The organism is Williamsia maris, assembly GCF_024171815.1.
Classification (GTDB): Bacteria; Actinomycetota; Actinomycetes; order Mycobacteriales; family Mycobacteriaceae; genus Williamsia_A; species Williamsia_A maris.
Genome location: NZ_JAMTCJ010000002.1, coordinates 779,068 through 800,984, shown reverse-complemented (window position 1 = coordinate 800,984; position 21,917 = coordinate 779,068). Strand labels below are relative to the sequence as shown.

General features: G+C 68.3%; 22 protein-coding genes. 12 read left to right on the top strand and 10 right to left on the bottom strand.

The genetic code is table 11. From position 1 onward, the window contains the following. Window positions 1–93: 93 nt before the first annotated feature. The gene (locus LX13_RS10750; RefSeq protein WP_253661318.1) at window positions 94–843 is read right to left on the bottom strand and encodes a TetR/AcrR family transcriptional regulator; all 750 of its coding nucleotides are present in this window, start codon (window positions 841–843) and stop codon (window positions 94–96) included. 98 nt (window positions 844–941) lie between these two features. Here LX13_RS10750 and LX13_RS10745 point away from each other — a divergent pair, with 98 nt between their 5' ends. Together LX13_RS10745 and LX13_RS10740 are read left to right on the top strand one after the other, a co-directional pair. Continuing rightward, entirely contained in the window at window positions 942–2,477 is a 1,536-nt protein-coding gene (locus tag LX13_RS10745) for an MFS transporter (RefSeq protein WP_253661317.1), read from the top strand. An 8-nt stretch (window positions 2,478–2,485) separates the two neighbouring features. Beyond that, complete coding sequence (locus tag LX13_RS10740; protein WP_253661316.1) at window positions 2,486–3,157, top strand: histidine phosphatase family protein; 672 nt, start codon at window positions 2,486–2,488, stop codon at window positions 3,155–3,157. A gap of 9 nt (window positions 3,158–3,166) precedes the next feature. On the opposite strand, the gene LX13_RS10735 is transcribed toward LX13_RS10740, so the two are convergent. The 4 genes from LX13_RS10735 to bla all read right to left on the bottom strand — a co-directional run bounded on the left by LX13_RS10735 (window position 3,167) and on the right by bla (window position 7,131). Continuing rightward, on the bottom strand, window positions 3,167–4,192 hold the full coding sequence (locus tag LX13_RS10735) for a phosphotransferase family protein (protein ID WP_253661315.1): 1,026 nt from the start codon (window positions 4,190–4,192) through the stop codon (window positions 3,167–3,169). Next, window positions 4,189–5,403 (bottom strand): acyl-CoA dehydrogenase family protein, encoded by a 1,215-nt coding sequence (locus LX13_RS10730; RefSeq protein WP_253661314.1) that lies wholly within the window; start codon window positions 5,401–5,403, stop codon window positions 4,189–4,191. Before LX13_RS10730 ends, LX13_RS10735 begins: the two co-directional genes overlap by 4 nt. 66 nt (window positions 5,404–5,469) lie before the next feature. Continuing rightward, window positions 5,470–6,105: a TetR/AcrR family transcriptional regulator gene (locus LX13_RS10725; protein WP_253661313.1), complete on the bottom strand. Its 636-nt coding sequence runs from the start codon at window positions 6,103–6,105 to the stop codon at window positions 5,470–5,472. 69 nt (window positions 6,106–6,174) lie between these two features. Next, a complete protein-coding gene (gene bla / locus LX13_RS10720; RefSeq protein WP_253661312.1) occupies window positions 6,175–7,131 on the bottom strand; it encodes a class A beta-lactamase in 957 nt (318 codons plus the stop codon). 168 nt (window positions 7,132–7,299) lie between these two features. Here bla and arr point away from each other — a divergent pair, with 168 nt between their 5' ends. From arr to LX13_RS10705, 3 genes are read left to right on the top strand one after another with little or no spacing between them, the layout of a single operon-like run. Continuing rightward, window positions 7,300–7,728 carry an NAD(+)--rifampin ADP-ribosyltransferase gene (gene arr / locus LX13_RS10715; RefSeq protein WP_253661311.1) on the top strand — a complete coding sequence of 143 codons (429 nt, stop codon included), beginning with the start codon at window positions 7,300–7,302 and terminating at the stop codon, window positions 7,726–7,728. Window positions 7,729–7,781: 53 nt separating this feature from the next. Continuing rightward, entirely contained in the window at window positions 7,782–9,032 is a 1,251-nt protein-coding gene (locus tag LX13_RS10710; protein ID WP_253661310.1) for an MFS transporter, read from the top strand. A gap of 1 nt (window position 9,033) precedes the next feature. Continuing rightward, a complete protein-coding gene (locus tag LX13_RS10705) occupies window positions 9,034–10,566 on the top strand; it encodes a phytoene desaturase family protein (protein WP_372499871.1) in 1,533 nt (510 codons plus the stop codon). A gap of 19 nt (window positions 10,567–10,585) precedes the next feature. Here LX13_RS10705 and LX13_RS10700 read toward each other — a convergent pair whose 3' ends face one another. After that, window positions 10,586–11,011 carry a DUF4188 domain-containing protein gene (locus LX13_RS10700; RefSeq protein WP_253661308.1) on the bottom strand — a complete coding sequence of 142 codons (426 nt, stop codon included), beginning with the start codon at window positions 11,009–11,011 and terminating at the stop codon, window positions 10,586–10,588. Between the two features lie 145 nt (window positions 11,012–11,156). On the opposite strand from LX13_RS10700, the gene LX13_RS10695 reads away from it, so the two are divergent. Further along, on the top strand, window positions 11,157–11,801 hold the full coding sequence (locus LX13_RS10695) for a MerR family transcriptional regulator (protein WP_253661307.1): 645 nt from the start codon (window positions 11,157–11,159) through the stop codon (window positions 11,799–11,801). Here the strand turns inward: LX13_RS10695 and LX13_RS10690 are convergent. From LX13_RS10690 to LX13_RS10680, 3 genes are all read right to left on the bottom strand, one after another. Then, window positions 11,798–13,285: a protein adenylyltransferase SelO gene (locus tag LX13_RS10690; protein WP_253661306.1), complete on the bottom strand. Its 1,488-nt coding sequence runs from the start codon at window positions 13,283–13,285 to the stop codon at window positions 11,798–11,800. The two genes, LX13_RS10695 and LX13_RS10690, sit on opposite strands and share 4 nt — an antisense overlap. A 23-nt stretch (window positions 13,286–13,308) precedes the next feature. After that, window positions 13,309–13,644 (bottom strand): hypothetical protein, encoded by a 336-nt coding sequence (locus tag LX13_RS10685; protein WP_253661305.1) that lies wholly within the window; start codon window positions 13,642–13,644, stop codon window positions 13,309–13,311. A 131-nt stretch (window positions 13,645–13,775) separates the two neighbouring features. Further along, complete coding sequence (locus LX13_RS10680; protein WP_253661304.1) at window positions 13,776–14,777, bottom strand: oxidoreductase; 1,002 nt, start codon at window positions 14,775–14,777, stop codon at window positions 13,776–13,778. A gap of 147 nt (window positions 14,778–14,924) precedes the next feature. Here LX13_RS10680 and LX13_RS10675 point away from each other — a divergent pair, with 147 nt between their 5' ends. After that, window positions 14,925–15,455 (top strand): ribonuclease H family protein, encoded by a 531-nt coding sequence (locus tag LX13_RS10675; protein WP_253661303.1) that lies wholly within the window; start codon window positions 14,925–14,927, stop codon window positions 15,453–15,455. A gap of 15 nt (window positions 15,456–15,470) precedes the next feature. Here LX13_RS10675 and LX13_RS10670 read toward each other — a convergent pair whose 3' ends face one another. Further along, complete coding sequence (locus LX13_RS10670; protein WP_253661302.1) at window positions 15,471–16,268, bottom strand: SDR family oxidoreductase; 798 nt, start codon at window positions 16,266–16,268, stop codon at window positions 15,471–15,473. Window positions 16,269–16,343: 75 nt separating this feature from the next. Between LX13_RS10670 and LX13_RS10665 the strand changes: the two genes are divergently transcribed. From LX13_RS10665 to LX13_RS10645, 5 genes are all read left to right on the top strand, one after another. Continuing rightward, window positions 16,344–16,907: a TetR/AcrR family transcriptional regulator gene (locus LX13_RS10665; RefSeq protein ID WP_253661301.1), complete on the top strand. Its 564-nt coding sequence runs from the start codon at window positions 16,344–16,346 to the stop codon at window positions 16,905–16,907. A gap of 67 nt (window positions 16,908–16,974) precedes the next feature. Next, complete coding sequence (gene dprE1 / locus LX13_RS10660) at window positions 16,975–18,390, top strand: decaprenylphosphoryl-beta-D-ribose oxidase (protein ID WP_253661300.1); 1,416 nt, start codon at window positions 16,975–16,977, stop codon at window positions 18,388–18,390. A 64-nt stretch (window positions 18,391–18,454) separates the two neighbouring features. After that, on the top strand, window positions 18,455–19,216 hold the full coding sequence (gene dprE2 / locus LX13_RS10655; RefSeq protein ID WP_253661299.1) for a decaprenylphospho-beta-D-erythro-pentofuranosid-2-ulose 2-reductase: 762 nt from the start codon (window positions 18,455–18,457) through the stop codon (window positions 19,214–19,216). A 7-nt stretch (window positions 19,217–19,223) separates the two neighbouring features. Further along, the gene (locus LX13_RS10650) at window positions 19,224–21,164 is read left to right on the top strand and encodes an arabinofuranosyltransferase (protein WP_372499870.1); all 1,941 of its coding nucleotides are present in this window, start codon (window positions 19,224–19,226) and stop codon (window positions 21,162–21,164) included. Beyond that, window positions 21,161–21,916, top strand: a complete 756-nt coding sequence (locus LX13_RS10645; protein ID WP_253661298.1) for an MBL fold metallo-hydrolase — start codon at window positions 21,161–21,163, stop codon at window positions 21,914–21,916. The genes LX13_RS10650 and LX13_RS10645 overlap by 4 nt, the downstream gene beginning before the upstream one ends. Window position 21,917: the final 1 nt, after the last annotated feature.

Here is a 21,917-nt window from a genome sequence, read left to right as displayed (position 1 = left end):
TGCCTCCGGTGTCTGCGATACGGGAATGCCCTCCAACCTAGTGGTGCCCCGCGCACTCGGCCCGTGTCATCCAGGGATTCCGCTCACAGCGGATTAACGCGTCGACCCGGCGGCGACGCGGGCGGTGAGTCCGTCGAGCAGGATCGCGAGACCGAAGTCGAGCTCGTCGTCGTAGAACGTCGAGTCCGCGCCCGAACGAATCTCCCGCGCCGCGGCGAGCAGCGCCGGATAGCGCGCCTCGTCGACGACCGCCTCGATGGTGGCCTCATAGGCGCCGTCGTCGGGTGATGCCGTTCCGTCCGGTCCGATGGCGCCGAGTTGGAGCGACTGCCGGACGTGATTACGGACGAAACCGTCGAGCACCAGCAGGGACGACATCTTCTCCTGCGCCGCGAGTGTGGTGCCGTCGAATGTGCGCACCCCGAGCTCGGTCCAGGCCAGGACGTGCGGGGTCATCGGGGGCTGATGCATGGGAACCGACACCACCCACGGGTGCGCCACGAGCGCGGCCGCGAGCGCACGCGACCACCGATCGGCACGGGTACGCCAATCCTCCCGGTCGGCCCAGCGCACCGCGGGCGGTCCGTACGCCTCGTCGAGCATGACCATCCACAACTCGTCCTTGGAATCGACGTAGCGGTACAGCGACATCGTCGTCATGCCGAGAGCGGCGCCGACCGCCTTCATCGACACCGCCTCGAGACCACTGTGGTCGGCGATCGCCACGCCGGCCGCGCCGATGTCCCGGATCCCGACACCGGGTTTGGGGCCACGGCGCACCTTCGTCTCGCGATCCCACAGCAGCTGGAGATACCGCGGCATGTCGGCGACATCGCTGGTCATGAGGCCATCGTAGCGAACTGCTTGCGCCGTACGCAGATGCGTCCTAACATCCGTGTACAAAATAAACAGATAACGTAATACACAGATAGGAGTTCACGATGTTCTCTCGACGATCGCCGTGGTGGGGCCTGGTCGCGTTGTGCCTGCCGATGCTGCTGGTGTCCATGGACGTCTCGGTCCTGTTCTTCGCCGTCCCCTACATCTCCGCCGACCTCGATCCGAGCCCGGCGCAACAACTCTGGATCTTCGACGTCTACGGGTTCGTCCTCGCCGGGCTGCTGCTGACGATGGGCGCGGTGGCCGATCGCATCGGGCATCGACGCCTGTTGCTGATCGGGGCCGTCGGGTTCAGCGCGGCGTCGATTCTCGCCGCGTACGCCGACAGCGCCACCACACTCATTGCGGCACGAGCGCTGCTCGGTGTCGCGGGAGCGACCCTGATGCCCTCGACGCTCGCGCTCATCCGGCACCTGTTCGACGATCCGCGCCAACGCACCACGGCGATCGCCACGTGGACGGCGGTGATGTCCGGCGGCGTGGCGGTCGGACCGATCATCAGCGGATTCCTGCTGGAGCACTTCTGGTGGGGCTCGGTGTTCCTGATCAACGTGCCGGTGATGATCGCGCTGCTGTTCGTCGGACCGTTCCTTCTGCCGGCGGGCACCGGAGACCCGGGTCGGCGGATCGATCTGCCGAGTTCGGCACTCGCGCTCGCGACCCTGCTGCCCGTGGTGGGCGGGATCAAGGCCACGGCCACCGACGGGTGGAGCCTCACGCACGGTGCGATCATCGCCGCCGGGGTGCTCGCCGGGGTCGGGTTCACCCTGCGGCAGCTGCGGGTCGATCAGCCACTCGTCGACCTCCGGTTGTTCGCCGATCGTCGCTTCTCCACCTCGATCTGGATCAACCTCATCGCGATGTTCGGCGTCATCGGCAACGCGATCCTGATGACGCAGTATCTGCAATCGGTGCTCGGCTACTCCCCGCTGACCGCAGCGCTCTGGAGCCTCGCGCCGACCGTCGCGGTCGGGTTCACCGCACCCGCCTCGACGATGCTCGCCGCGCGGTTCGGCAGGCCCGCGGTGATCAGCGGCGGATTGACGGTCGCCGCATCCGGTTTCGTGGTGCTCGCCACGACGACGGGGGCGTCCTCGTTGCCTGCCCTACTCGTCGGCGCAGGCCTGCTCGCGGCCGGCCTCGTCGCGACGACCGCTCTGGTCGCCGATCACATCGTCGGGGTCGCGCCCGCCGACCGCGCCGGGTCGGTCGCCGGTCTTCTGGAGACGACGAGCGAATTGGGCGGGGCCCTCGGCATCGCCGTCTTGGGCAGTGTCCTGAACATGCTCTACCGCAGCGGTTTCCACAGCGACGCTCCCGGCGTCGACGCATCGGCGCGTGAGAGCCTCGGCGGCGCCGTCGTGACAGCAGGCCGTGTCGGTGGTGAAGCAGGCGATCAAATCCTGCGTGCCGGACGAGACGCCTTCGTCGGGGGATTGCACGGGGCGGCCGTCGCGGGCGCGATCCTGCTCGCGGTCACGGCCGTCGTGGCCGGCCGACTGTTGCGCTCGCAGGTGGGCGGTGACGGTGCCGGATCGGCACCCGATGCGGACCGGGAGACCGCCACCTCGCGATGATGGTGGGCATGGGAGTCCTCTATATGGTCCGGCACGGTCAGGCCCGCGCGCAGGCGTACGGCGCAGGAGCGTGGGCCCAGGCGGAGGGCGGACTCACCGACCTGGGAGCCGAGCAGGCGCGCCGGGCCGGGTCGGCGCTCGCAACGCGGGTCGGTCGGATCGACCGCGTGGTGTCCGGCGACCTCGCCCGTCAGCGAGAGACCCTGGCGCGCATCGTCGCCGAGCTGCCGGACGCGGTGGAGCCGTCGATCGACGCCCGGTGGAACGAGTACGACATCGAGTCCATCCTGGGTGACCGCGAGCGGACGGAGAACGCGACCGAACGCGGGTTCCAGGCCCAACTCGACGGCGCGCTGTCGGACTGGATCGCCCGGATCGCCATCGGGTCGGAGACCTACGAGCAGTACCGGCAGCGTGCCGACGCCGCATTCGAGGAGCTCGCCCGGCACGCCGGGTCGGGTCAGACCGTCCTGGCGGTGTCGTCGGCGGGCACCATCGCCGCGATCATCGCCCGCCTCTGGGGCATCGACGACGACCGGTGGCTCGCCATCGCCCGCACGATGATCAACACGTCGGTCACCAAGATCCTGATCGGATCATCGGGCGCATCGGTCGTCTCGATCAACGACCACGCGCACGTCGATCAGGCCGACGACCGTCGGTTGATGACGTTCCGCTGACGTCGTCGACTAGTCGCGGGACTTGATCGCGGCCAGGCCGGCGGCCATGAACTCCGCGGTCGCCTCGGCGGCGTGCTCGGCACCCTCGCCGGACGACGACCCCTGCAGCGCGCGGTAGGCGATGCCCTCGCCGATGACACCGAGTTTGAAATCGGCCAGCGCGATGTAGAAGTTCCAGTGCGCCATGTCGATCCCGGCGATCTTCGCGTACCGCTCTGCGAGACCGTCGGCGTCGGGATAGCGGTCGCTGGTCCACGCCGCCGACAACCCCAACACCCGATCAAAGATCGGCTGTCGGTAGACGCACATCAGCGCGACGTCGGTGAGCGGGTCACCGAGCGTCGACATCTCCCAGTCCACCACGGCACGAACGACTCCCGGGTCGTCGGCGGCGAGAATGGTGTTGTCGACGCGGAAGTCGCCGTGCACGATCGAGTTCGTGCTGTCGGTCGGGGTGTTTGCCACCAGCGCCTCGGCGAGCCTTTCCACGTCGGGGAGCTCACGTGTCTTGACGAGGTTCCATTGCCGCGTCCAGGTTTTCACCTGTCGGGCGACAAATCCGTCCGGCCGACCGAACTCACCGAGACCGACCGCGCCGTAGTCGACCCGGTGCAGGTCGGCGAGCGCGGTGATCAGCGCGGTGACGTTGCGTTCCACGGTCGGATCATCGACACCGTCGAGGTCGGACGCGGACCGGATCACGGTCCCGTCGATGTATTCGACGACCGTGCACGGCGCCCCGAGGACGGTGCCCTCGGCATCGAACGCGATCGTCTTCGCGACCGGCACCGCGGTGTCCTGCAGCGCACGCGTCACCGTCCACTCGCGGTTCATGTCGTGCGCCGACGGCGTCAGACCGCTGGTCGGCGGACGCCGCACCACCCACTTCGTCGTCCCGTCGGTCGCGATGAACGTGAGATTGGAACGCCCGCCCGCGATCAGTTCGACGTCGAGATCGGCGACGACCTCGACCCCGGAGTCGACGAGGAAGGTCTTCAGTGCCGCGGCGTCCATACCCGGCAATGACGCGGTCATCGCACGTCCTGCGCGTCGATCGCCTTCTTGGCCCGGCCGACCGCCCGTTTGGCGATCGCCCAGCGGTGCACCTCCGACGGCCCGTCGTAGATGCGGAACGGTCGCAACTCCTGCTGCAGGCGGGCCAGCGGCAGGTCATCGGTGACGCCGGTGCCGCCGCACATCTGGATCGACCGGTCGAGCACGCGCGAATATGCCTCGGCGGCAAATGTCTTGGCGATCGAGGTCTCGTCACCCGCGTTGCGGCCGAGGTCGAGTTCGTGGCACGCCTTGATCAGCAGCGCCCTCGACGCCGACAGATCGATGACGTTGTCGGCGACCATCGCCTGGATCATCCCGAGGTCACCGAGTCGAGTACCGAACGCCTCACGGCGCGCGACGTAGTCCACTGCCACCTCGTGCGCCCGCACCGCGACGCCGAGCCACCGCATCACGTGCGTCATACGGGCGGGACCGAGTCGGACCTGCGCGTAGCGAAAGCCCTCGTTGACCTCGCCGAGCACGTTCTCGTCGGGGACGAACAGGTCGTGGAACTTGATCTCGCAGTGCCCGCCGATGCCGGCCTTGTCGATGGTGCCGACGTGCCGCACGATCTCGATGCCCTTGTCAGGTGCGGGTGCGAGGAACATCGTCGCTCCACCGCGCGATCCGGGCTCACCCGACGTGCGCGCCATGATGATGAAGAAACCTGCGCCGTCGGCACCGGTGATGAACCACTTGTGTCCGTTGATCTTCCAGCCACCGTCGACCTTGGTCGCAAGTGTGGCCAGCGCCGAGGGATCCGATCCCGCACCCGGGGACGGCTCGGTCATCGCAAAGGCCGAGCGCACGTCACCCGCCGACAACGGCGCGAGGAACTGCTGCTTCTGGCCCTCGGAGGCGATGTGGTCCAGCATGTGCACGTTGCCCTCGTCGGGCGCGTTGATGTTCAGAGCGAACGGACCGAACACCGACCGACCGCCGGCCTCGAACACCGGCGCGCGATCGGACATGTTCAGGCCGAGCCCGCCGTACTCGACCGGCGCGTGCGGCGCGAAGATCCCCGCGGCCTTGGCCTTGCCCTGCATCTCGATCCGCAGGTCGTCGCCGCCCGCTGCCTCGAGATCACCCTTGAACTCGTCCTCCAGGGGAAGGACGGTGTCTTTGATGAACTGCTCGGTGGCCGAGACGACCTCGGTCACCTCCGCGTTGTAGCGCAGATCGATGGCCATGACGCACCTCCTCGTGCTTCGTGTCGATGAACGGGCGGCCGCCGGTCTCGGCGCCGCCCCGGCAGGTCAGTCTCTCGGTGGGCCGACGTAGCCGGCCGTGTCCCGGGCGATCCGTCGGAAGCGCAGGACTATCTCCTCGGGCGACAATCGGCCGTCGGGCTTGTACCAGGTGGACACCCCGACGCACATCGTGGTGATGGCGCGGCCGGTGTCCTCGGGGACGCCGGTGACGAACACACCTGCCGCCACCCCGGCGCGGACCACCTCGTCGACCATCGTCTGCTGGTGCCTGCGCTGGCCGGTATAGATCCGGCGGTAGTCGGCATCGAGGCTGCGGATCTCGGTGGAGCCGATGAACGCCTGCTCGCGCCGGTGGATGTGGAACTGCAACAGTGCCTCGACGACGGCGTCGAACTGGTCCACCGGGTCGTCACCGGCGGCGGCGATGGCCGACTCGGTGCGCCACAACAGGTCCGACATGGTGCGCTCGAGCAGCCCCTGCAGCATCGACTGTTTGGACGGGTAGTGGTGATACAGGCCGGGGACCGACAGTCCCGCGCGCGCCGCGATCTCGCGGACCGAGGTCCCGTGATAGCCCTGGTCGGCGAACGCCGACAACGCTGCGGCGAGGGGAGCGGGGAGGTTGGCCCGGCCGTAGTCGCGCCAGGCCTCGGTCACGGCGGTGGGCGACTCGTCGGTCATGTGCCCAACTTAATGGTGCGCCGAATCCGCAGGCGAGGCGGCTGGCCCGAACGCTCGGTCGGTAGGCCGTCAGCCGGCGGTCGGACGGAGCGCTCGCACCGCCGTGCGGGTGGCCTCCGCGATCACGTTCGGGTCGGCGTCGAGGGTCGAGTCGTCCGGCCGGATCGTCATCACGGCCACCACGAGCGGCGCCCCACCGCCCGGCGGCCACGCGATCGCCACGTCGTTCGCCGAGCCGTGATCGCCGCCGCCGGTCTTGTCCGCGACGGTCCATCCCGGTAGCGCGGCGCGGATCTTCGCTGCTCCGGTGGTGTTCTGGATCATCCATTCGACGAGCTGGTCACGTTCGGGCTTCGCAGGCGCAACGGTCGCGTCGGGCGCCCCGAGCAGCAGCGTGCGCAGATTCGAGGCCTCGGCATCGGGAGTCGAGGTGTCGCGCGGGTCGCCCGGGATGGCGGTGTTGAGTTCGGTCTCGCGACGGTCGAGGCGGGTCACCGGATCGCCGATCGAGCGGGCGAACGCGGTCACCGCGCTCGGCCCTCCCAGTCGATCGAGCAGCAGATTGCCCGCTGTGTTGTCGCTGTACTGCAGCGCGGCGCGCGCTAGGTCGGCGACGGACATCCCGGTGACGACGCGGGTGCTCGTCACCGGAGAGTTCGAGACGATGTCGGCCGCGGTGAAGCGCACGATCTGGTCGAAGTACCCCGTCGAAAGGGGGTGCGCACGCAGCAGTGCCGCCACCGCGAGCACCTTGAACGTCGACAGCATCGGGAAACGCTCATCGTCCCGGTTGCCGATCGCCCGGCCGGTCCCGGTGTCGAGTGCGACGACCCCGATCCGCGTGCCGAACCGTTGCTCCAGGCCGGCCCAGTCCGGGGCGACGGTGGTCGGGGAAGACGCCGAGGACGAACCCGTCCCGGACGAGGAGTCCGACGGGGTTGCGCATCCACCGACCGCGACCGCGGCGACCACCGCGAGCCCGACGACCGCGACCCGGGGTGAGCAGGTCCACCGCACCGACGACATCACGGTGCGGCCTCCTCGGCGTGGTGGATGGTGGCTCTCGAATGGGCGCGGCACCGACTGCGGTGTTCTCGTCCCACTTCACGGTATAGCGCACGGGGGGCCTTGCGGCAAGACCCATGTGCTGCCGCACAATCATCCGGCCATCGGACATCGACACGGACGGACACCATGACGAACTCACCGAAACCCTTTGTCGTGCACGAATCGGGCGCCTTTCTGCACGGCACCCGCGCCGCCCTCTCACCGGGTGATCTGCTGGTCACCGGTCACGAGTCGAACTACCAGGCGGGACGTCGCCTGAAGCACGTCTACGTCACCCGCACGCTGGACGCGGCGGCGTGGGGCGCCGAGATGGCCACCGGCGACGGACCACCGCGTATCTACCTCGTCGAACCCCAGGGCGACATAGAGGACGACCCGAACGTCACCGACAAGAAGCTGCCCGGCAACCCCACCTGCTCCTACCGCACCGAAGAGCCGGTGCTCATCGTCGGGGAACTCACCGACTGGGAGGGCCACTCACCCGACCAGCTGCAAGCCATGCGTGCGGGTCTCGACGGGCTCCGTCGACGGGGACTCGACGTCATCTACGACTGAGCCGCATGACGTCCGATTCGACACGCGCGGGCGCATCGCGCAGCGTTGACGGCATGGCTTCCACCGACACCGCGACGACCGTCGAGCCCACCGGACACGGCATCAGCCGCGGGCTGGTGGCACTGTTCGCGCTCACCGCGGGCGTCACGGTGTCGGCGATCTACTGCCTGCAGCCGCTGCTCGAGGACATCCGCACCGACTTCGACATCAGCTCGTCGACGACCAGCCTCGTCGTCACCGCACCGCAGCTCGGGTACGCACTGGGCCTGTTGCTGTTGGTCCCGCTCGGCGACCGCCTCAACCGACGCGTCTTCGCGCCGTTGCTGATGCTCGCCTCCGCGGTGGCGCTGTTTCTCTCGGGTATCTCGCCGGGCTTCCCGATGTTGCTGGTCGCCTCGTTCGCGGTGGGTGTCTTCGCGGCCACCGCACAGGTCGTGGTGCCGTGGTCGTCATCGCTGGCGGCGCCGGCCGAGCGTGGTCGGGTCGTGGGAACCGTCATGAGCGGCCTGCTGATCGGCATCCTGCTGGCGCGCGTCGTCAGCGGGTTGATCGCCGGGCTCGGCGGGTGGCGCCTGGTGCTGTTCGTGGCCAGTGGCCTGATGGTGGCGCTGGCGGTCCTGGTGTTCGCGACGACCCCGGCCGACGGGCCGCGCTCGACCCAGCCGTACGGCCGCCTGCTGCTGTCGGTGGCGACTCTGGTCCGCGAGGAGGCGGTGCTGCGGCATCGGATGGCGCTGGGCTTCCTGACGATGTTCGGGTTCAGCGCCATGTGGACCTCGGTCGCGTTCCTGCTGGCGGGCTCGCGCGGCGAGGACTACCACTTCTCCGAGACCGTCATCGGGCTGTTCGGCCTCGCCGGAGCCGCCGGTGCCGCGGGCGCCCCGCTGGTCGGGCGTCTCGCCGATCGAGGTCGTTCGCGACTGGCGACGACGTCGGCGTGGATCGTCATCATCGTCGGGTGGGTCTTCCTGGGATGGTCGGGGGTGTCGCTGATCGCGCTGGTGATCGGACTGCTGGTCTTCGACCTCGGGATCCAGGCGTCACAGCTGTCGAACCAGACCGCGATCTACGCGCTCGCGCCGGACGCCCGCAGTCGGGTGACGACGGCGTACATGGTGACGTACTTCCTCGGAGCGGTCGCCGGATCGGTCTGCTCCGGAGTCGCCTACGAGGCCGGCGGGTGGCTCGCGGTGTGCGGCATCGGGGTCGCCGCCGCGGTGGTCGGGATCTCCCTGTGGGGACTGTTCGACCACCTCGAGCGCCGCACGGCCGCAGTCGCGCCGGAGGGCGTTGTCACCGGTTAACGTGAACGTCGTGCAGACCTTCGACGACATCGTGATCGGCGCCGGTCACAACGGACTCACCACCGCCGCCTACCTGGCACGCGTCGGACGCCGGGTACTCGTGCTCGAACGATCCGATCACGTTGGCGGCGCCTCGATCTCGGCCCGGACGTTCCCCGGGATGGACGCCCGGCTCTCGCGGTACTCCTACCTGGTGTCGCTGATGCCGCGGCAGATCATCACCGACCTCGACCTCGACGTCCGCCTGGTGCGCCGCCGCTATTCGTCGTACACACCGCTGCCCCGTCGCCCCGAGCTCGGCCTGCTGGTGGACAACGGTGACCCCGAGGCCACGCGGGCGTCGTTCGCCTCGACGACCGGATCCGACGCCGATCACGATGCGTGGCAACGGTTCTACGGTCGGATGGAACGGCTGGCGCAGCGGGTCTTCCCCACCGTGACCGAGCCGTTGCGCAGCGCGGACGAGTTACGGACGCTCGTCGACGACGACGAACTGTGGTCCGCGTTGGTCGACGCCCCGATCGGGCAGCTGATCGAGTCGACCTTCGCCGACGACACCGTGCGTGGCGTGGTCGCGACCGACGCGCTGATCGGGACGTTCGCCGATCTGCACGATCCGAGCCTGCGGCAGAACATCTGCCTGCTCTACCACCTGATCGGAGGCGGGACCGGCGACTGGGACGTCCCCATCGGCGGGATGGGTTCGGTCAGTGGCGCTCTCGCGCGATCCGCGGCGGCCGCCGGCGCCGACATCCGGACCGGCGCGCGGGTGGTCGCGGTGGACCCCGACACCGGCGTCGTCGAGTGGGACGGCGGCAGCGCGCAGGGGTCGATGGTGCACGCCGGGTGCGCGCCCACCGTACTGAACTCGATGCTCGACCGGCCGGTGATCACCGAGCCGACGCCGCAGGGTGCGCAGCTGAAGATCAACCTGCTCCTGAACCGACTCCCCCGACTGCGCGACACGACGGTCGATCCGATGGCCGCGTTCGCGGGCACCTTCCACATCAACGAGGACTTCTCCCAGGTGCAGTCGGCGTACGCGGCCGCTGCCGCCGGGCGGATCCCGTCACCGGCGCCGTGCGAGATCTATTGCCACACACTGTCCGACCGCAGCATTCTCGGCCCCGATCTCGACGACATGCAGACCCTGACGCTGTTCGGTCTGCACATGCCGCCGGAGCTGTTCTCCGAGCCGACCGCACTGCAGCAGGCGGTGGATTCCACGCTGGCGTCGCTGGACTCGGTGCTGGCCGAACCCATCGCCGATGTCATCGCGCGCGACGGCAACGGGCAACCGTGCATCGAGGCCCGGTCACCGCTCGACCTGCAGGACTCGGTGGGCCTGCCCGGCGGCAACATCTTCCACCGGTCGCTGCAGTGGCCGTGGGCTGAGACCGCCGACGAGGTGGGGACCTGGGGTGTCGAGACGTTGCACTCTCGGCTCACCATCTGCGGTGCCGGCGCACGACGCGGCGGCGGCGTGAGCGGCATTCCCGGACACAACGCGGCGCAGTTCGCGCTCGGGCGCTAGCTAGCCGGCGACGAGGCGGTCACCGTTGGCTCATGCGGGTGCGGGCGGTGTCGCGGCCCTTGCCCAGCTGCACCGACTCGCCGGCCTCGGCGAGACCCATCACGGGCATGTTGACGTAAACAGACTCGTGGTCGCCTGCGCCGACTCGGAACGTCTCGTGAAATATGCCGACATCACCGTTGTCGCCAATGGCGCGATTGAACGCGCGCCAGCTCTCCAGATGCGGGTCGTCGGCGTTGCGGGCGAACGCCTCCAGCTGCTCGAAACTGCGCCAGTACTGCACCAGCGTGATGGTTCGTCCTCCCATGGACATCCGGACACCGAGCAGGCCCTTCTCCGGGTGCGCCCGGAGGTCGCCCAGCATTCGGGGCATCGCCCGGAACGGTCCGATCCAGGAACGTACCTTCCACAGCTTGTTGAAGCGGATTCCGATCAGGAAGACCACGAAGTCTCCCTCAATGCTGGCGGTTCGTCGCCCGTGGCGTACGGGGTTCTGCGGCATGACAGGCCTCCTGAATCACAACGGATAGCGACGCTATCCGTTTGATAGATAGTGCTACTATCCGTTCTGTGATGTCAAGGCCCGGCCGGTGAAGATCTCTGAGCTGAGTCGTCGCAGCGGCGTGAGCGTGGCGACGATCAAGTACTACCTCCGGGAAGAGGTGCTGCCTGCCGGTGAACCGACATCGAGCAACCAGGCCTCCTACGACGAGGGCCACATCCGTCGACTCCGACTCATTCGGGCACTCATCGACATCGGCGGACTCTCCCTGGCCAGGGTCCGCGACGCCCTGGCCGCGACCGAGAACGACGAACTGCCCCTGCACGACGCGTTCGGCGCGGTGATGCTCGGGCTCGACGACCCGGGCACGATCGCCGCCGCCGACGACACCTTCGGCGAGGTACGTGACTGGCTGGCCGAACGCCGGTGGACGATCGCACCCGATGCACCGGCCACGCGACGACTGGCGGAGTTGATCGACATCCTGCGCGAATTCGGCCTACCGGTGACGGCCGACAGTTTCACCGCGGCCGCCGACAGCGCCGAGGCCACCGCGATCGACGAGGTGCATTACGCGCACGACCAACCCGACCGGATCGCCTCGGTCGAGATGATGCTCATCGGCACGGTCGTCTACGAGCGCGCGATGGCGATGGTCCGCCGTCTGGCGCTCGAGGCCGCCAGCGCCCGAATCGAGAACAGCGCCCGGATCGAGGACAGCGGCCGACGCTAGGTTCCGCAGAAGGTCTGGAAGCCCTCACCGAACTCATCCGGTGCGGGTTGCGCGTAGGCACCGAGAGCGGGGTCGGCGTCGAACGGCCGGGTGATCACGCTCAGCAGCATCTGGAACTTCTCGATATCACCCGCAGTCGCTGCGCGTAACGCGATGTCCACCAGATGGTTTCGCGGGATGTAGATCGGGTTGACGCGATCCATCGCGTCTGCGGTCGCCGACTCGGTGTCGGCGAGGGCCCCGCGCCAGCGCGACAGCCAGGGCGCGATGGCGTCACGTGGGATCAAATCGTCGAGGGGACGCGGATTGCCGCGCAGCTCCTCGGCCAGTGCGCGGAAGGTGCCGGTGAAATCGGCACGGTGCTCGCGCATGACGGCCTGCAGATCGTCGACGAGGCTGTCCTCGTCGACGGCGATCCCGATCTTCGCGCGGAAGTGCTGGACGAGGCGGGCGTCGTGCCGGTCGAGGAAGGTGGAGAGGATGTCGGTGAGTGCGGTGATCGCCGCGTCGGCGTCCCCGGTCTCCGGGTCACCGCCGATCTGCTTGGCGACCAACGGGATGAGCGACTCGGCGAAGCGCGCAAGATTCCATCCGATGACCGGCGGCTGGTTGGTGTACGCGTACCGACCCTGGACGTCGATCGAGCTGAAGACCGTGGCCGGGTCGTAGGCGTCCATGAACGCGCACGGTCCGTAGTCGATGGTCTCGCCCGAGATGGTGGTGTTGTCGGTGTTGAGGACGCCATGGATGAACCCCACCGCCATCCACTGCGCCACGAGCGACGCCTGCCGATCGACGACCGCCTCGAAGAACCGCAGGTAGCTGTCCTCGGCGCCGACGAGCTCGGGGTAGTGGCGCGCGATCGTGTAGTCGGCCAACGGCTGCAGCGGATCTCCCTGACGCAGCGCGAACTCGAAGGTCCCGACGCGAATGTGGCTCGATGCGACGCGGGCGAGCACTGCGCCCGGCTCCATCTCGTCCCGTGGGACGTCGTCGCCGGTCGCGGTGACCGCGAGCGCACGGGTGGTCGGGATCCCCAGCGCATGCATCGCCTCGGAGATCAGGTACTCCCGCAGCATCGGCCCCACGGCCGCTCGACCGTCGCCACCGCGTGAGAACCGGGTGCGGCCCGAGCCTTTGAGGTGCAGATCGCGGCGTTGCCCGGCCGGGTCGATCAGCTCACCGAGCAGCATCGCGCGGCCGTCACCGAGCAGTGGCTGATACCCGCCGAACTGGTGACCGGCGTAGGCCATCGCGATGGTCGTCGCGCCCACCGGCGGCACCGACCCGGACAGGATCTCTGCCGCCTCGGGGGTGTGCAGGGCGTCAGCGTCCAGACCGAGTTCGGTGGCCAGCGCAGTGTTGACGACGAGGACCTCAGGATTCGACGCATGCGTTCCGGTGAACGGCACGTACATGCCCTCGAGATCACGCGCGTAGGTGTTCTCCAGGGTGAACAGGGTCGACGTCGTGGAAGAAGTCATGCAATCCAGGCTAACCGCGTCGGTCACCAGGTCCCGCCGTACGAGCCCGGCGGCATCCCGCCCCACTGGTTCTTCGTGCCGATGTCCAGGGGCTTCCATCGGTAGGCCTCGAGGTAGGCCTCATGCCAGCCCGGCCACTCCATGAACACGTCGCCCGCCCGCGCGCGGTACCGCCGATACTGCCGACGGGCGGTCAGGGTCAGGGTCTCCTGCGCCTCTCTGGCTGCGCGACGGGCCTGTCGAACGGCACTGTCCGTCTCAGAACGGGTCAGGACGACGGCACACGAATCTCGGAAGATGGCTCGATGCGTCAACATGGTGATGAGCCGCTCCTCACTCGCCAGGCCGGGCGATCTCATCAGCAAACGTACGCCGGTACAGGAGCTGCGCCTCGCCATATCGCTCACTGCACCTGCTGGTGCTCGTGTTGCATCGCGGGCACAAGCACGTGATGCGGGCGGTAGCGCGCACGGCCGGTCGCGTCACCCGATCAGAAGCCGCCTGCGACCTTGACCAGCGTGCGACCGGTGCGACCACCGGACTTGATCTCGCCGAGCACGGTCTCGACCTCGGAGACGGGCACCTCGGTGGTCAGCTCGTCGAGGTGGGCGATGCGCAGGTCGTCGCCCAGGCGACGCCAGGTCTCACGACGTGCCGCGATCGGCAGCTCGACGGAGTCGATACCGAGCAGCGCGACCCCGCGCAGGATGAAGGGCATCACGGTGGTCGGCAGCGACACCCCGGCAGTCAGGCCGCTGGCCGCGACCGCACCGCCGTAGCGGACCGTCGACAGCACCCATGCGAGGGTCTTCCCGCCGACGCAGTCGACCGCGCCGGCCCACTGCGCCTTGCCCAGCGGTCGGATCTTCTCGTCGGGGTCCTCGGGGACTCGTCCGATCACCGTCGATGCGCCCAGTGTCGTGAACAGGTCCTGAGCGTCGGACTTGCCGGAGGACGCGATGACCTCGAACCCGGCCGTGGCGAGGAGGTCGACGGCCACCGACCCGACGCCGCCGCTCGCACCGGTCACCAGGATGGGTCCGTCGTCGGGGGTGAGCCCGTGGCGCAGCAACGCCTGCACGGACAGCGCCGCGGTGAAGCCGGCGGTGCCGATCGTCGCGGCCTGTGCGGGGCTCAGACCGCCGTCGAGTGCGACGACCTGCTCGGCGGGGACGCGCGTCCGCTCGGCGTAGCCGCCGTGGCGGGAGACACCGGTCTGGTAGCCGTGGACCACCACCGGGTCACCCACGGCGAAGTCGCTGCTCGACGACTCCCGGACCGTTCCGGCGAGGTCGATGCCGGGGACGATCGGGTAGTTGCGGACCACACCGGCGCCGGGCGTCACGGCGAGGGCGTCCTTGTAGTTCACCGACGACCACGCGACGTCGATGGTCACGTCTCCCTCGGGGAGGAAGGAATCGTCGACGGATTCGGTCGACAGCGTCACCGCACCATCGGATTCGCGGGCGACCAGGGCGGAGAAGTTGCTCATGCCTTGACCCTAGCCACGCCGCAGCCGCCCAGTCGATGTCCGCAGGCGCCCACTCGACGTCCGCAACCGCCCAGTCGACGGTGGGCGACACATCGGAATCGGCGAGATGCACTGCTGTGTCAGTACGGAACCGTAAACTCGCGTCCCGTGATCATCGTGAGTACCGACGGCTCGTGCCTCAAGAATCCCGGCGGCGCGATCGGCTGGGCGTGGGTCGATCACACCGGTCCCACCGCCAGTGGCGGCGCACCCTCGGGCACCAACCAGATCGCCGAGCTGATCGCGATCCGCGAGGCCATCACCGCTCATCCGGGCCCGGATCCACTGATGGTCGAGTCGGACTCGCAGTACGCGATCAAATGCTCGTCGGAGTGGTTGGCCAACTGGAAGCGCCGCGGCTGGCGGACCGCTGCCGGCGCCCCGGTGCGCAACCTCGAGGTCGTCCAGGCCATCGACGCGGCCATCGCCGCCCGATCGGGTCCGGTCCGGTTCCGCTGGGTGCGGGGCCACGTCGGCAACGAGTTCAACGAGATCGCCGATCAGCTGGCCGGTGCCGCCGCCCGCGCGGTCGCCGATGCGCCCGAGTCCGCGTCATCGGGATCTATGTCACCGGGATCAGCCGGCGTCACACAGACGCGTCGCCGGCTCGAGGAATCCGAACCGGCGACGCTGTTCTGACGTGATGCGGGGGTGCTAGTGGCTCCCGGCGAGGCGCTTGTTGACCAGGCGGGTCAGGTAGACCGGCGAGAACCGTGAACCGGCCGCCATGAGACGGGTCTGGTTGCCGACGTTGTAATGCACCTGGTGGATGACCTTGCTGAACAGGTTCGGTTCGGCAGCCTCGAGAATACGATCGGCGACATCCTGCGGGCCCAACTTGATGCCCAACGCGGTGGTGGTGCCGGTCTTGATGTTCTCGGTCATCGCAGTCTGGACGTAGAGCGGCCAGATCGCGACGACGCGGATGCCGTAGTCGCTCCACTCGATGTCGAGGGCCTCGGTGATGGCGCGGACGAAATGCTTCGTCGCGCTGTAGTTCGCCAGCTCGGCCTGACCGTAGATCGCCGACGCCGAGGCGAGGTTGATCGCGACCGACCGCTTGGTGGCCTTGAGGTACGGGAACGCCGCGTGCAGGCCGTTGACCACGCCCTTGGTGTTGATGTCGATCTCCTTGTGCAGCGTGGAGACCTTGAGCTCCTCGAAGCGGCCGGCGATGAGGATGCCCGCGTTGTTGAGCATCACGTCGAGCTTCCCGCCGGTCTTCGCGGTGAACTCCGCGAGACGCTCGGCGAACTCGCCGGCGTCGGTGACGTCGAGGTGCCCGATGACCGGGACCGCACCGAGGTCCTCGATCTCGTCGGACAGGGTCTTGAGACCTGCCTCGTCGATGTCGTACGCACCGACGATGTAGCCCTTGCGGGCAAAGGACAGGGCCGTCTTACGACCGATGCCGGCAGCAGCGCCGGTGATGAACACGCTTTTCGAGGCCATGGACCATTTTGTATCAGGTGATCGACCCCACAGAGAACCTTGTTCCGTTTCCGGAATCTCATTACGGTTACCACCATGACCGATGTCGACCGGCGACGGCGTCGAACGGTGACCGCCGTGAGCACCGCGGCGCGGACTCTGTTCGAGGAGCGCGGCTACCAGGCGGCGACCGTGGCCGACATCGCCGAGCTCGCCGACGTGGCCGTGAGCTCGATCTATTCGAACTTCCCCGGCGGCAAGCAGGACATCTACCTGGCGCTCGCCGAACAGGCTGTCACCGCCAACGAACGCATCATCGACGAGGCCGTCGCGGCCTCGAGCATCGACGACCGGGCCGGCGCGGTGTTCGACGCCTACGTGCGGTTCCACCGTGACGACGACCAACTCGCGTTCCGCCTGATCGCGCTGACCGACGCACTGGAACCGACCGCGAAGTTCGGCGACCTGCGCGTGGCGATCCGCGATCGCATCGCCGGGGTCCTGCTCCGTGCGGTCGGCGCCCACCAGAACATCGACCGCACCATCGCCACCTGGGCGGCGATCAACGGGCTGTTCTCCGCGCGCACCCAGGGCTTCATCGACGACGCGACCCTCGACCGCGCACTCGCCGACACCCGCATGTGGGCGACAGCGCCCTGACGTCGACGGATTCGGACCGCGTCATCGCCGGTCAGAAGCAATCGCGCACGCAGTAGGCTGTCCAGCGATGTCTACAACTGATCTGCCCATCGAAACCCGCAGGCTCGTGGGCTGGAGTCGCACCACGCCGATCGACGGGCACGTGCTCTCCACGCCTGACCTCGACGTCATCGCGGCCGCCGTCGCACGCGTCGCCGACGACAACGCGGACAAGCCGACGTACCTGCAACGCGGCGTCATCGCGCGAGGCCTGGGCCGCTCGTACAACGAGTCGGCGCAGAACGTCGGCGGGTTGACGATCGACATGACCCGCCTCAAGCGGATCCACTCGATCAGCGACGAGACCGCGATCGCCGACGTGGACGCCGGCGTCGACCTGGACACCCTGATGCGGGTCGCGCTCCCCTACGGCCTGTGGGTGCCGGTCCTGCCGGGCACGCGCCAGGTCACCATCGGCGGCGCCATCGCACACGACATCCACGGCAAGAACCACCACAGCGCGGGCAGCTTCGGCAACCACGTCACCGAGATCACGCTGCTGGTCGCCGACGGCCGCATCCTCACCATCACGCCGGACGGCAGCTCGGACGATCCCGACGCGTCGATCTTCTGGGCGACCGTCGGTGGCATCGGCCTCACCGGGTTGATCCTGCGCGCGAAGATCGCGATGACCCGCACGGAGACGGCCTACTTCATCGCCGACGGCGCGACGACCAACAGCCTCGACGAGACCATCGCACTCCACGCGGACGGATTCGAGGAGGGCTACGGCTACAGCTCGGGCTGGTTCGACGCGATCAGCAAGCCGCCGAAGCTGGGGCGGGGCTCTTTCTCGCGCGGCTCGTTGGCCACGCTCGACCAGCTGCCCGACGATCTGGCCAAGAACCCGTTGGCGTTCACCGGCAAGACGCTGATCAAGTTCCCCGACATCTTCCCCAACGGCCTGGCCAACAAGTTCGACTTCGCCATCGTCGGCGAGGCGTACTACCGGATGGGCGGCAACTACACGGGCAAGATCCAGAACCTGACGAAGTTCTATCACCCGCTCGATCTGTTCGGTGACTGGAATCGCGCCTACGGGTCCAAAGGCTTTCTGCAGTACCAGTTCATCGTCCCGGTGGAGGCTGTCGAGGAGTTCAAGCAGATCATCATCGACATCCAGGCGTCGGGCCACGTGAGCTTCCTCAACGTGTTCAAGCTCTTCGGCGAGGGAAACCGTGCGCCGCTGAGCTTCCCGATCGAGGGCTGGAACATCTGCGTCGACTTCCCCATCAAGAACGGGTTGCACGAGTTCGTCACCGAACTCGACCGCCGCGTGCTGTCGATCGGCGGACGGCTCTACACCGCCAAGGATTCCCGCACCACCGCGGAGACGTTCCACGCCATGTACCCGCGGGTCGACGAGTGGATCGCCACGCGTCGCCGCATCGACCCGCACGGGGTCTTCGTCTCCGACATGGCCCGTCGACTCGAACTGGCCTGAGCCCCGTCAAGCCCCTGATCCACACGATCTTTTCCGAACAGAACTGTCCAACGAAGGAACTCTCATGATCAACGCCGTCGGCGTCCCGAAGACCCTGCTGCTGTTCGGTGGCAGCTCCGAGATCGGGCTCGCCATCTGCGCCGAGTACCTCAAGAAGGGCCCGATGCGGGTCATCCTGGCCACGGTGCCCGGTGACCCCGCAGGCGACGCCGCGATCGAGACGATGAAGGCCGCGGGCGCATCGTCGGTCGAGCGCATCGACTTCGACGCACTCAAGCCCGACACCCACCCCGCCGTCGCCGAACAGGCCTTCGCCGCCGGCGATGTCGACGTGGCGATCGTCGCCTTCGGCGTCCAGGGCGTCGACGAAGAGGTGTGGCAGGACCAGCGCAAGGCCGTCTTCACCGCGGACATCAACTACACCGCCGCGGTCTCGGTCGGAGTCCTGCTCGGTGAGCGCATGCGCGCCCAGGGACACGGCCAGATCATCGCGATGAGCTCGGTGGCCGGCGAACGCGTCCGGCGCAGCAACTTCGTCTACGGCTCGACCAAAGCCGGGCTCGACGGCTTCTACCTCGGACTCGGTGAGGCGTTGCGCGAGTTCAACGTCCGCGTCCTGGTGATCCGACCGGGCATGGTGCGCACCCGCCTCTCGGCACACGTCAAGGAAGCACCGATGACGGTGAACAAGGAAGACGTCGCGCAGCTCGCGGTCCGCTCCGCCGACAAGGGCAAAGAGATCGTGTGGGCGCCGCCGCCGTTCCGGTTCGTGATGATCGTGCTGCGGCACATCCCACGGCCGATCTTCCGCAAACTCCCCATCTGAGACGCCCATGAGCGTCGGGATCGAGACAGCGCGTCCACCGTCCGACCGCCCACGTCTGATGCCGGGCCGGCGCCATGTGCTGGCCGGCGCCGAGGTCGTGGTCGCGGTGATCGTGGCGGCGGTCGTCGCATCGGTCGGCCTGTTCGTCATCGCGCAGGTCCAGTGGCCCGCCTTCAACTCCTCGAACGTCAACGGGGCGTTGACGACGGTCGGTCAGGTCGTCTCCATCGCACTGCTCGTCGTCGCCGCGCTGCTCGCACGCGCCGGTCGGGGTGCGCGTCTCGTCACCCCGCTGAGCCTGGTGGGCATCTCGGCGTTCGCGACCGTCACGCTGGCGATGCCGCTCGGTGCCACGAAGCTCTACCTGTTCGGCATCTCGGTGGATCAACAGTTCCGCACCGAGTACCTGACGCGCCTGACCGACACCTCCGGTCTGCACGACATGACCTACTTCAACCTCGCGCCCTACTACCCGGCGGGATGGTTCTGGCTCGGCGGTCGGTACGCCAACGCGGTGGGCCAGCCGGCGTGGGAGGCCTACAAGCCGTGGGCGATCATCTCGATCGCGATCGCGGCGACCATCGCGATGGTGCTGTGGAAGCGCATGCTGCCCACCGACCGCGCCATCGCGATCACCATCGCGACCACCGCGGTGGCCATCATGTACGCGGGACCGGAGCCGTACGCGGCGATCCTGATCCTCGTTGGTCCGCCGATGCTCGTCACCGTGCTGCACGGACTCCGATCGGGGAGTGGCGCAGCGTTGCTCGCCGGCGGGGTCTTCATCGGCGTGAGCGCGACGTTCTACACGCTGTTCACCGGTCTGTTCGCCCTGATCGCTGTGTTGATGACGCTCTACCTCGCGGTCGAGGCGGTCCGCGCGGCCGGGAACAACGCCGTCGACCCGGGCGCGGTCCGCGCCGCCCGTGTCCGCGGGGTGGGGGTGCTCGCCGCCCGCCTGATCGCGATGGGTGTCGTCTCCGGCGTGATCGCCCTCGTCGTGTGGGCGCCGTACCTGCTGGCCCGTCTGCGCAGTCAGCCGGCCAGCGGTGGGACCGCCGAGCACTATCTGCCGAGCAACGGCGCCCGACTGCCCGCCCCGATGTTCGAGTTCTCTCTCGTCGGCGCGCTCTGCCTGGTCGGGCTGATCTGGCTGCTGCTGCGACACCGCACCCGGACCGTCTCACTGGCCCTGGGCATCTCGGTCGTCGCGATCTACGCGTTCTGCCTGCTGTCGATGGCCCTGACCGCCGCGGGCACCACGCTGCTGTCGTTCCGACTCGAGCCGCTGCTGGCGCTGATCCTCTCTGCCGCCGGGGTCCTGGGGCTCGCCGAGGTGGCGATGGCCGCCGTCCGCCGATTCGGCGACATCCGCTTCCTCATCGTGGTCGCGTCCATCATCGGCACCGTCGCGGTCGCACAGAACATCCCCGATCACCTGTCCGCGGAGATCACCGTCGCCTACACCGACACCGACGGCAACGGCGTACGCGCCGACAAGCGTCCGGCCGGCGCGGAGTCGTTTTTCCCGCAGATCGATCAGGCGATCCGGACCGAGACCAAGCGCCCCCGCAACGACACCGTCGTGCTCACCGCCGACTACGGCTTCCTGTCGGTGTACCCGTACTACGGGTTCCAGGGGCTCACCTCGCACTACGCGAACCCGTTGGCGGAGTTCGACAAACGAGCCGCGGCCATCGAGAAGTGGGCGACGCTGCAGACCCCGGACGAGTTGGTGTCCGCGCTCGACTCCACGCCGTGGCGCCCGCCGACGGTGTTCCTGTTCCGCTACAGCGCCGACGGGTACTCACTGCGCCTGGCCGCCGACGTCTACCCGAACGACCCCAACGTGACCCGCTACACCGTCACCTTCCCCACCGCCCTCTTCGACGATCCCCGCTTCACCGTCACCGAGGTCGGTCCCTTCGTCCTGGTGGTCCGCACATGAGCGACGTCGACATCACGACCATCACCGACCCTCGCGGCGGTCGGGCGCACCTCGTGCACACCGACCACGTCAACTGGGTGATCCTGCAGGACGACTCGGGCGTCACCCTGATCGACGGCGGGTATCCCAAGCAGGTCGACGCCGTGCTCGCGTCCATCCGCGAGGTCGGCGCCGACCCGGAGCAGATCCGTGCCGCCCTGGTGACACACGCCCACGTCGACCACATCGGCGGTCTCGGCGTCCTCGCCGAGAGGTACGGATTCGCGGTGTTCATGGACCCCACCGAGGTCCCCCACGGCCGCCGCGAGATCCTGCAGCAGGCAACGCCTCTCGACATCGCGAAGATCTCCTACCGACCACGCGTGCTCCGCTGGCTTTCCGGGGTCATCCGGCTCGGCGTGCTCGACACGACCGGCATCCCGTCGTCGGAGGCGTTCGCCGCGAGCGGCCCGCTCGACCTCCCGGGTCGTCCGGTTCCCGTCGCCATCCCCGGCCACACCGACGGGCACAGCGGCTACCTGGTCGCCGACGGCAGGGTCCTGGTCTCGGGGGACGCGCTGATCACCGCCCACGGCATCTCACCCGTGGCCGGTCCGCAGTGCCTGCACCACGCGTTCCAGCACGATCTCGCCCGCAACCGCGAATCCCTGCTCGCGCTGCGCGATCTCGAGGCCGACACGATCTTCCCGGGCCACGGCCCGGTCCATCACGGGTCGATGGCCGACGCCGTCGACACGGCGTTGTCCCGCTGAC

Coding starts and splice junctions, on each gene's coding strand:
- LX13_RS10750 (WP_253661318.1), bottom strand. CDS start 843: ATGACCAGCGATGTCGCCGACATGCCGCGGTATCTCCAGCTGCTGTGG.
- LX13_RS10745 (WP_253661317.1), top strand. CDS start 942: ATGTTCTCTCGACGATCGCCGTGGTGGGGCCTGGTCGCGTTGTGCCTG.
- LX13_RS10740 (WP_253661316.1), top strand. CDS start 2,486: ATGGGAGTCCTCTATATGGTCCGGCACGGTCAGGCCCGCGCGCAGGCG.
- LX13_RS10735 (WP_253661315.1), bottom strand. CDS start 4,192: ATGACCGCGTCATTGCCGGGTATGGACGCCGCGGCACTGAAGACCTTC.
- LX13_RS10730 (WP_253661314.1), bottom strand. CDS start 5,403: ATGGCCATCGATCTGCGCTACAACGCGGAGGTGACCGAGGTCGTCTCG.
- LX13_RS10725 (WP_253661313.1), bottom strand. CDS start 6,105: ATGACCGACGAGTCGCCCACCGCCGTGACCGAGGCCTGGCGCGACTAC.
- bla (WP_253661312.1), bottom strand. CDS start 7,131: ATGTCGTCGGTGCGGTGGACCTGCTCACCCCGGGTCGCGGTCGTCGGG.
- arr (WP_253661311.1), top strand. CDS start 7,300: ATGACGAACTCACCGAAACCCTTTGTCGTGCACGAATCGGGCGCCTTT.
- LX13_RS10710 (WP_253661310.1), top strand. CDS start 7,782: ATGGCTTCCACCGACACCGCGACGACCGTCGAGCCCACCGGACACGGC.
- LX13_RS10690 (WP_253661306.1), bottom strand. CDS start 13,285: ATGACTTCTTCCACGACGTCGACCCTGTTCACCCTGGAGAACACCTAC.
- LX13_RS10685 (WP_253661305.1), bottom strand. CDS start 13,644: ATGAGATCGCCCGGCCTGGCGAGTGAGGAGCGGCTCATCACCATGTTG.
- LX13_RS10680 (WP_253661304.1), bottom strand. CDS start 14,777: ATGAGCAACTTCTCCGCCCTGGTCGCCCGCGAATCCGATGGTGCGGTG.
- LX13_RS10670 (WP_253661302.1), bottom strand. CDS start 16,268: ATGGCCTCGAAAAGCGTGTTCATCACCGGCGCTGCTGCCGGCATCGGT.
- LX13_RS10665 (WP_253661301.1), top strand. CDS start 16,344: ATGACCGATGTCGACCGGCGACGGCGTCGAACGGTGACCGCCGTGAGC.
- dprE1 (WP_253661300.1), top strand. CDS start 16,975: ATGTCTACAACTGATCTGCCCATCGAAACCCGCAGGCTCGTGGGCTGG.
- dprE2 (WP_253661299.1), top strand. CDS start 18,455: ATGATCAACGCCGTCGGCGTCCCGAAGACCCTGCTGCTGTTCGGTGGC.
- LX13_RS10650 (WP_372499870.1), top strand. CDS start 19,224: ATGAGCGTCGGGATCGAGACAGCGCGTCCACCGTCCGACCGCCCACGT.
- LX13_RS10645 (WP_253661298.1), top strand. CDS start 21,161: ATGAGCGACGTCGACATCACGACCATCACCGACCCTCGCGGCGGTCGG.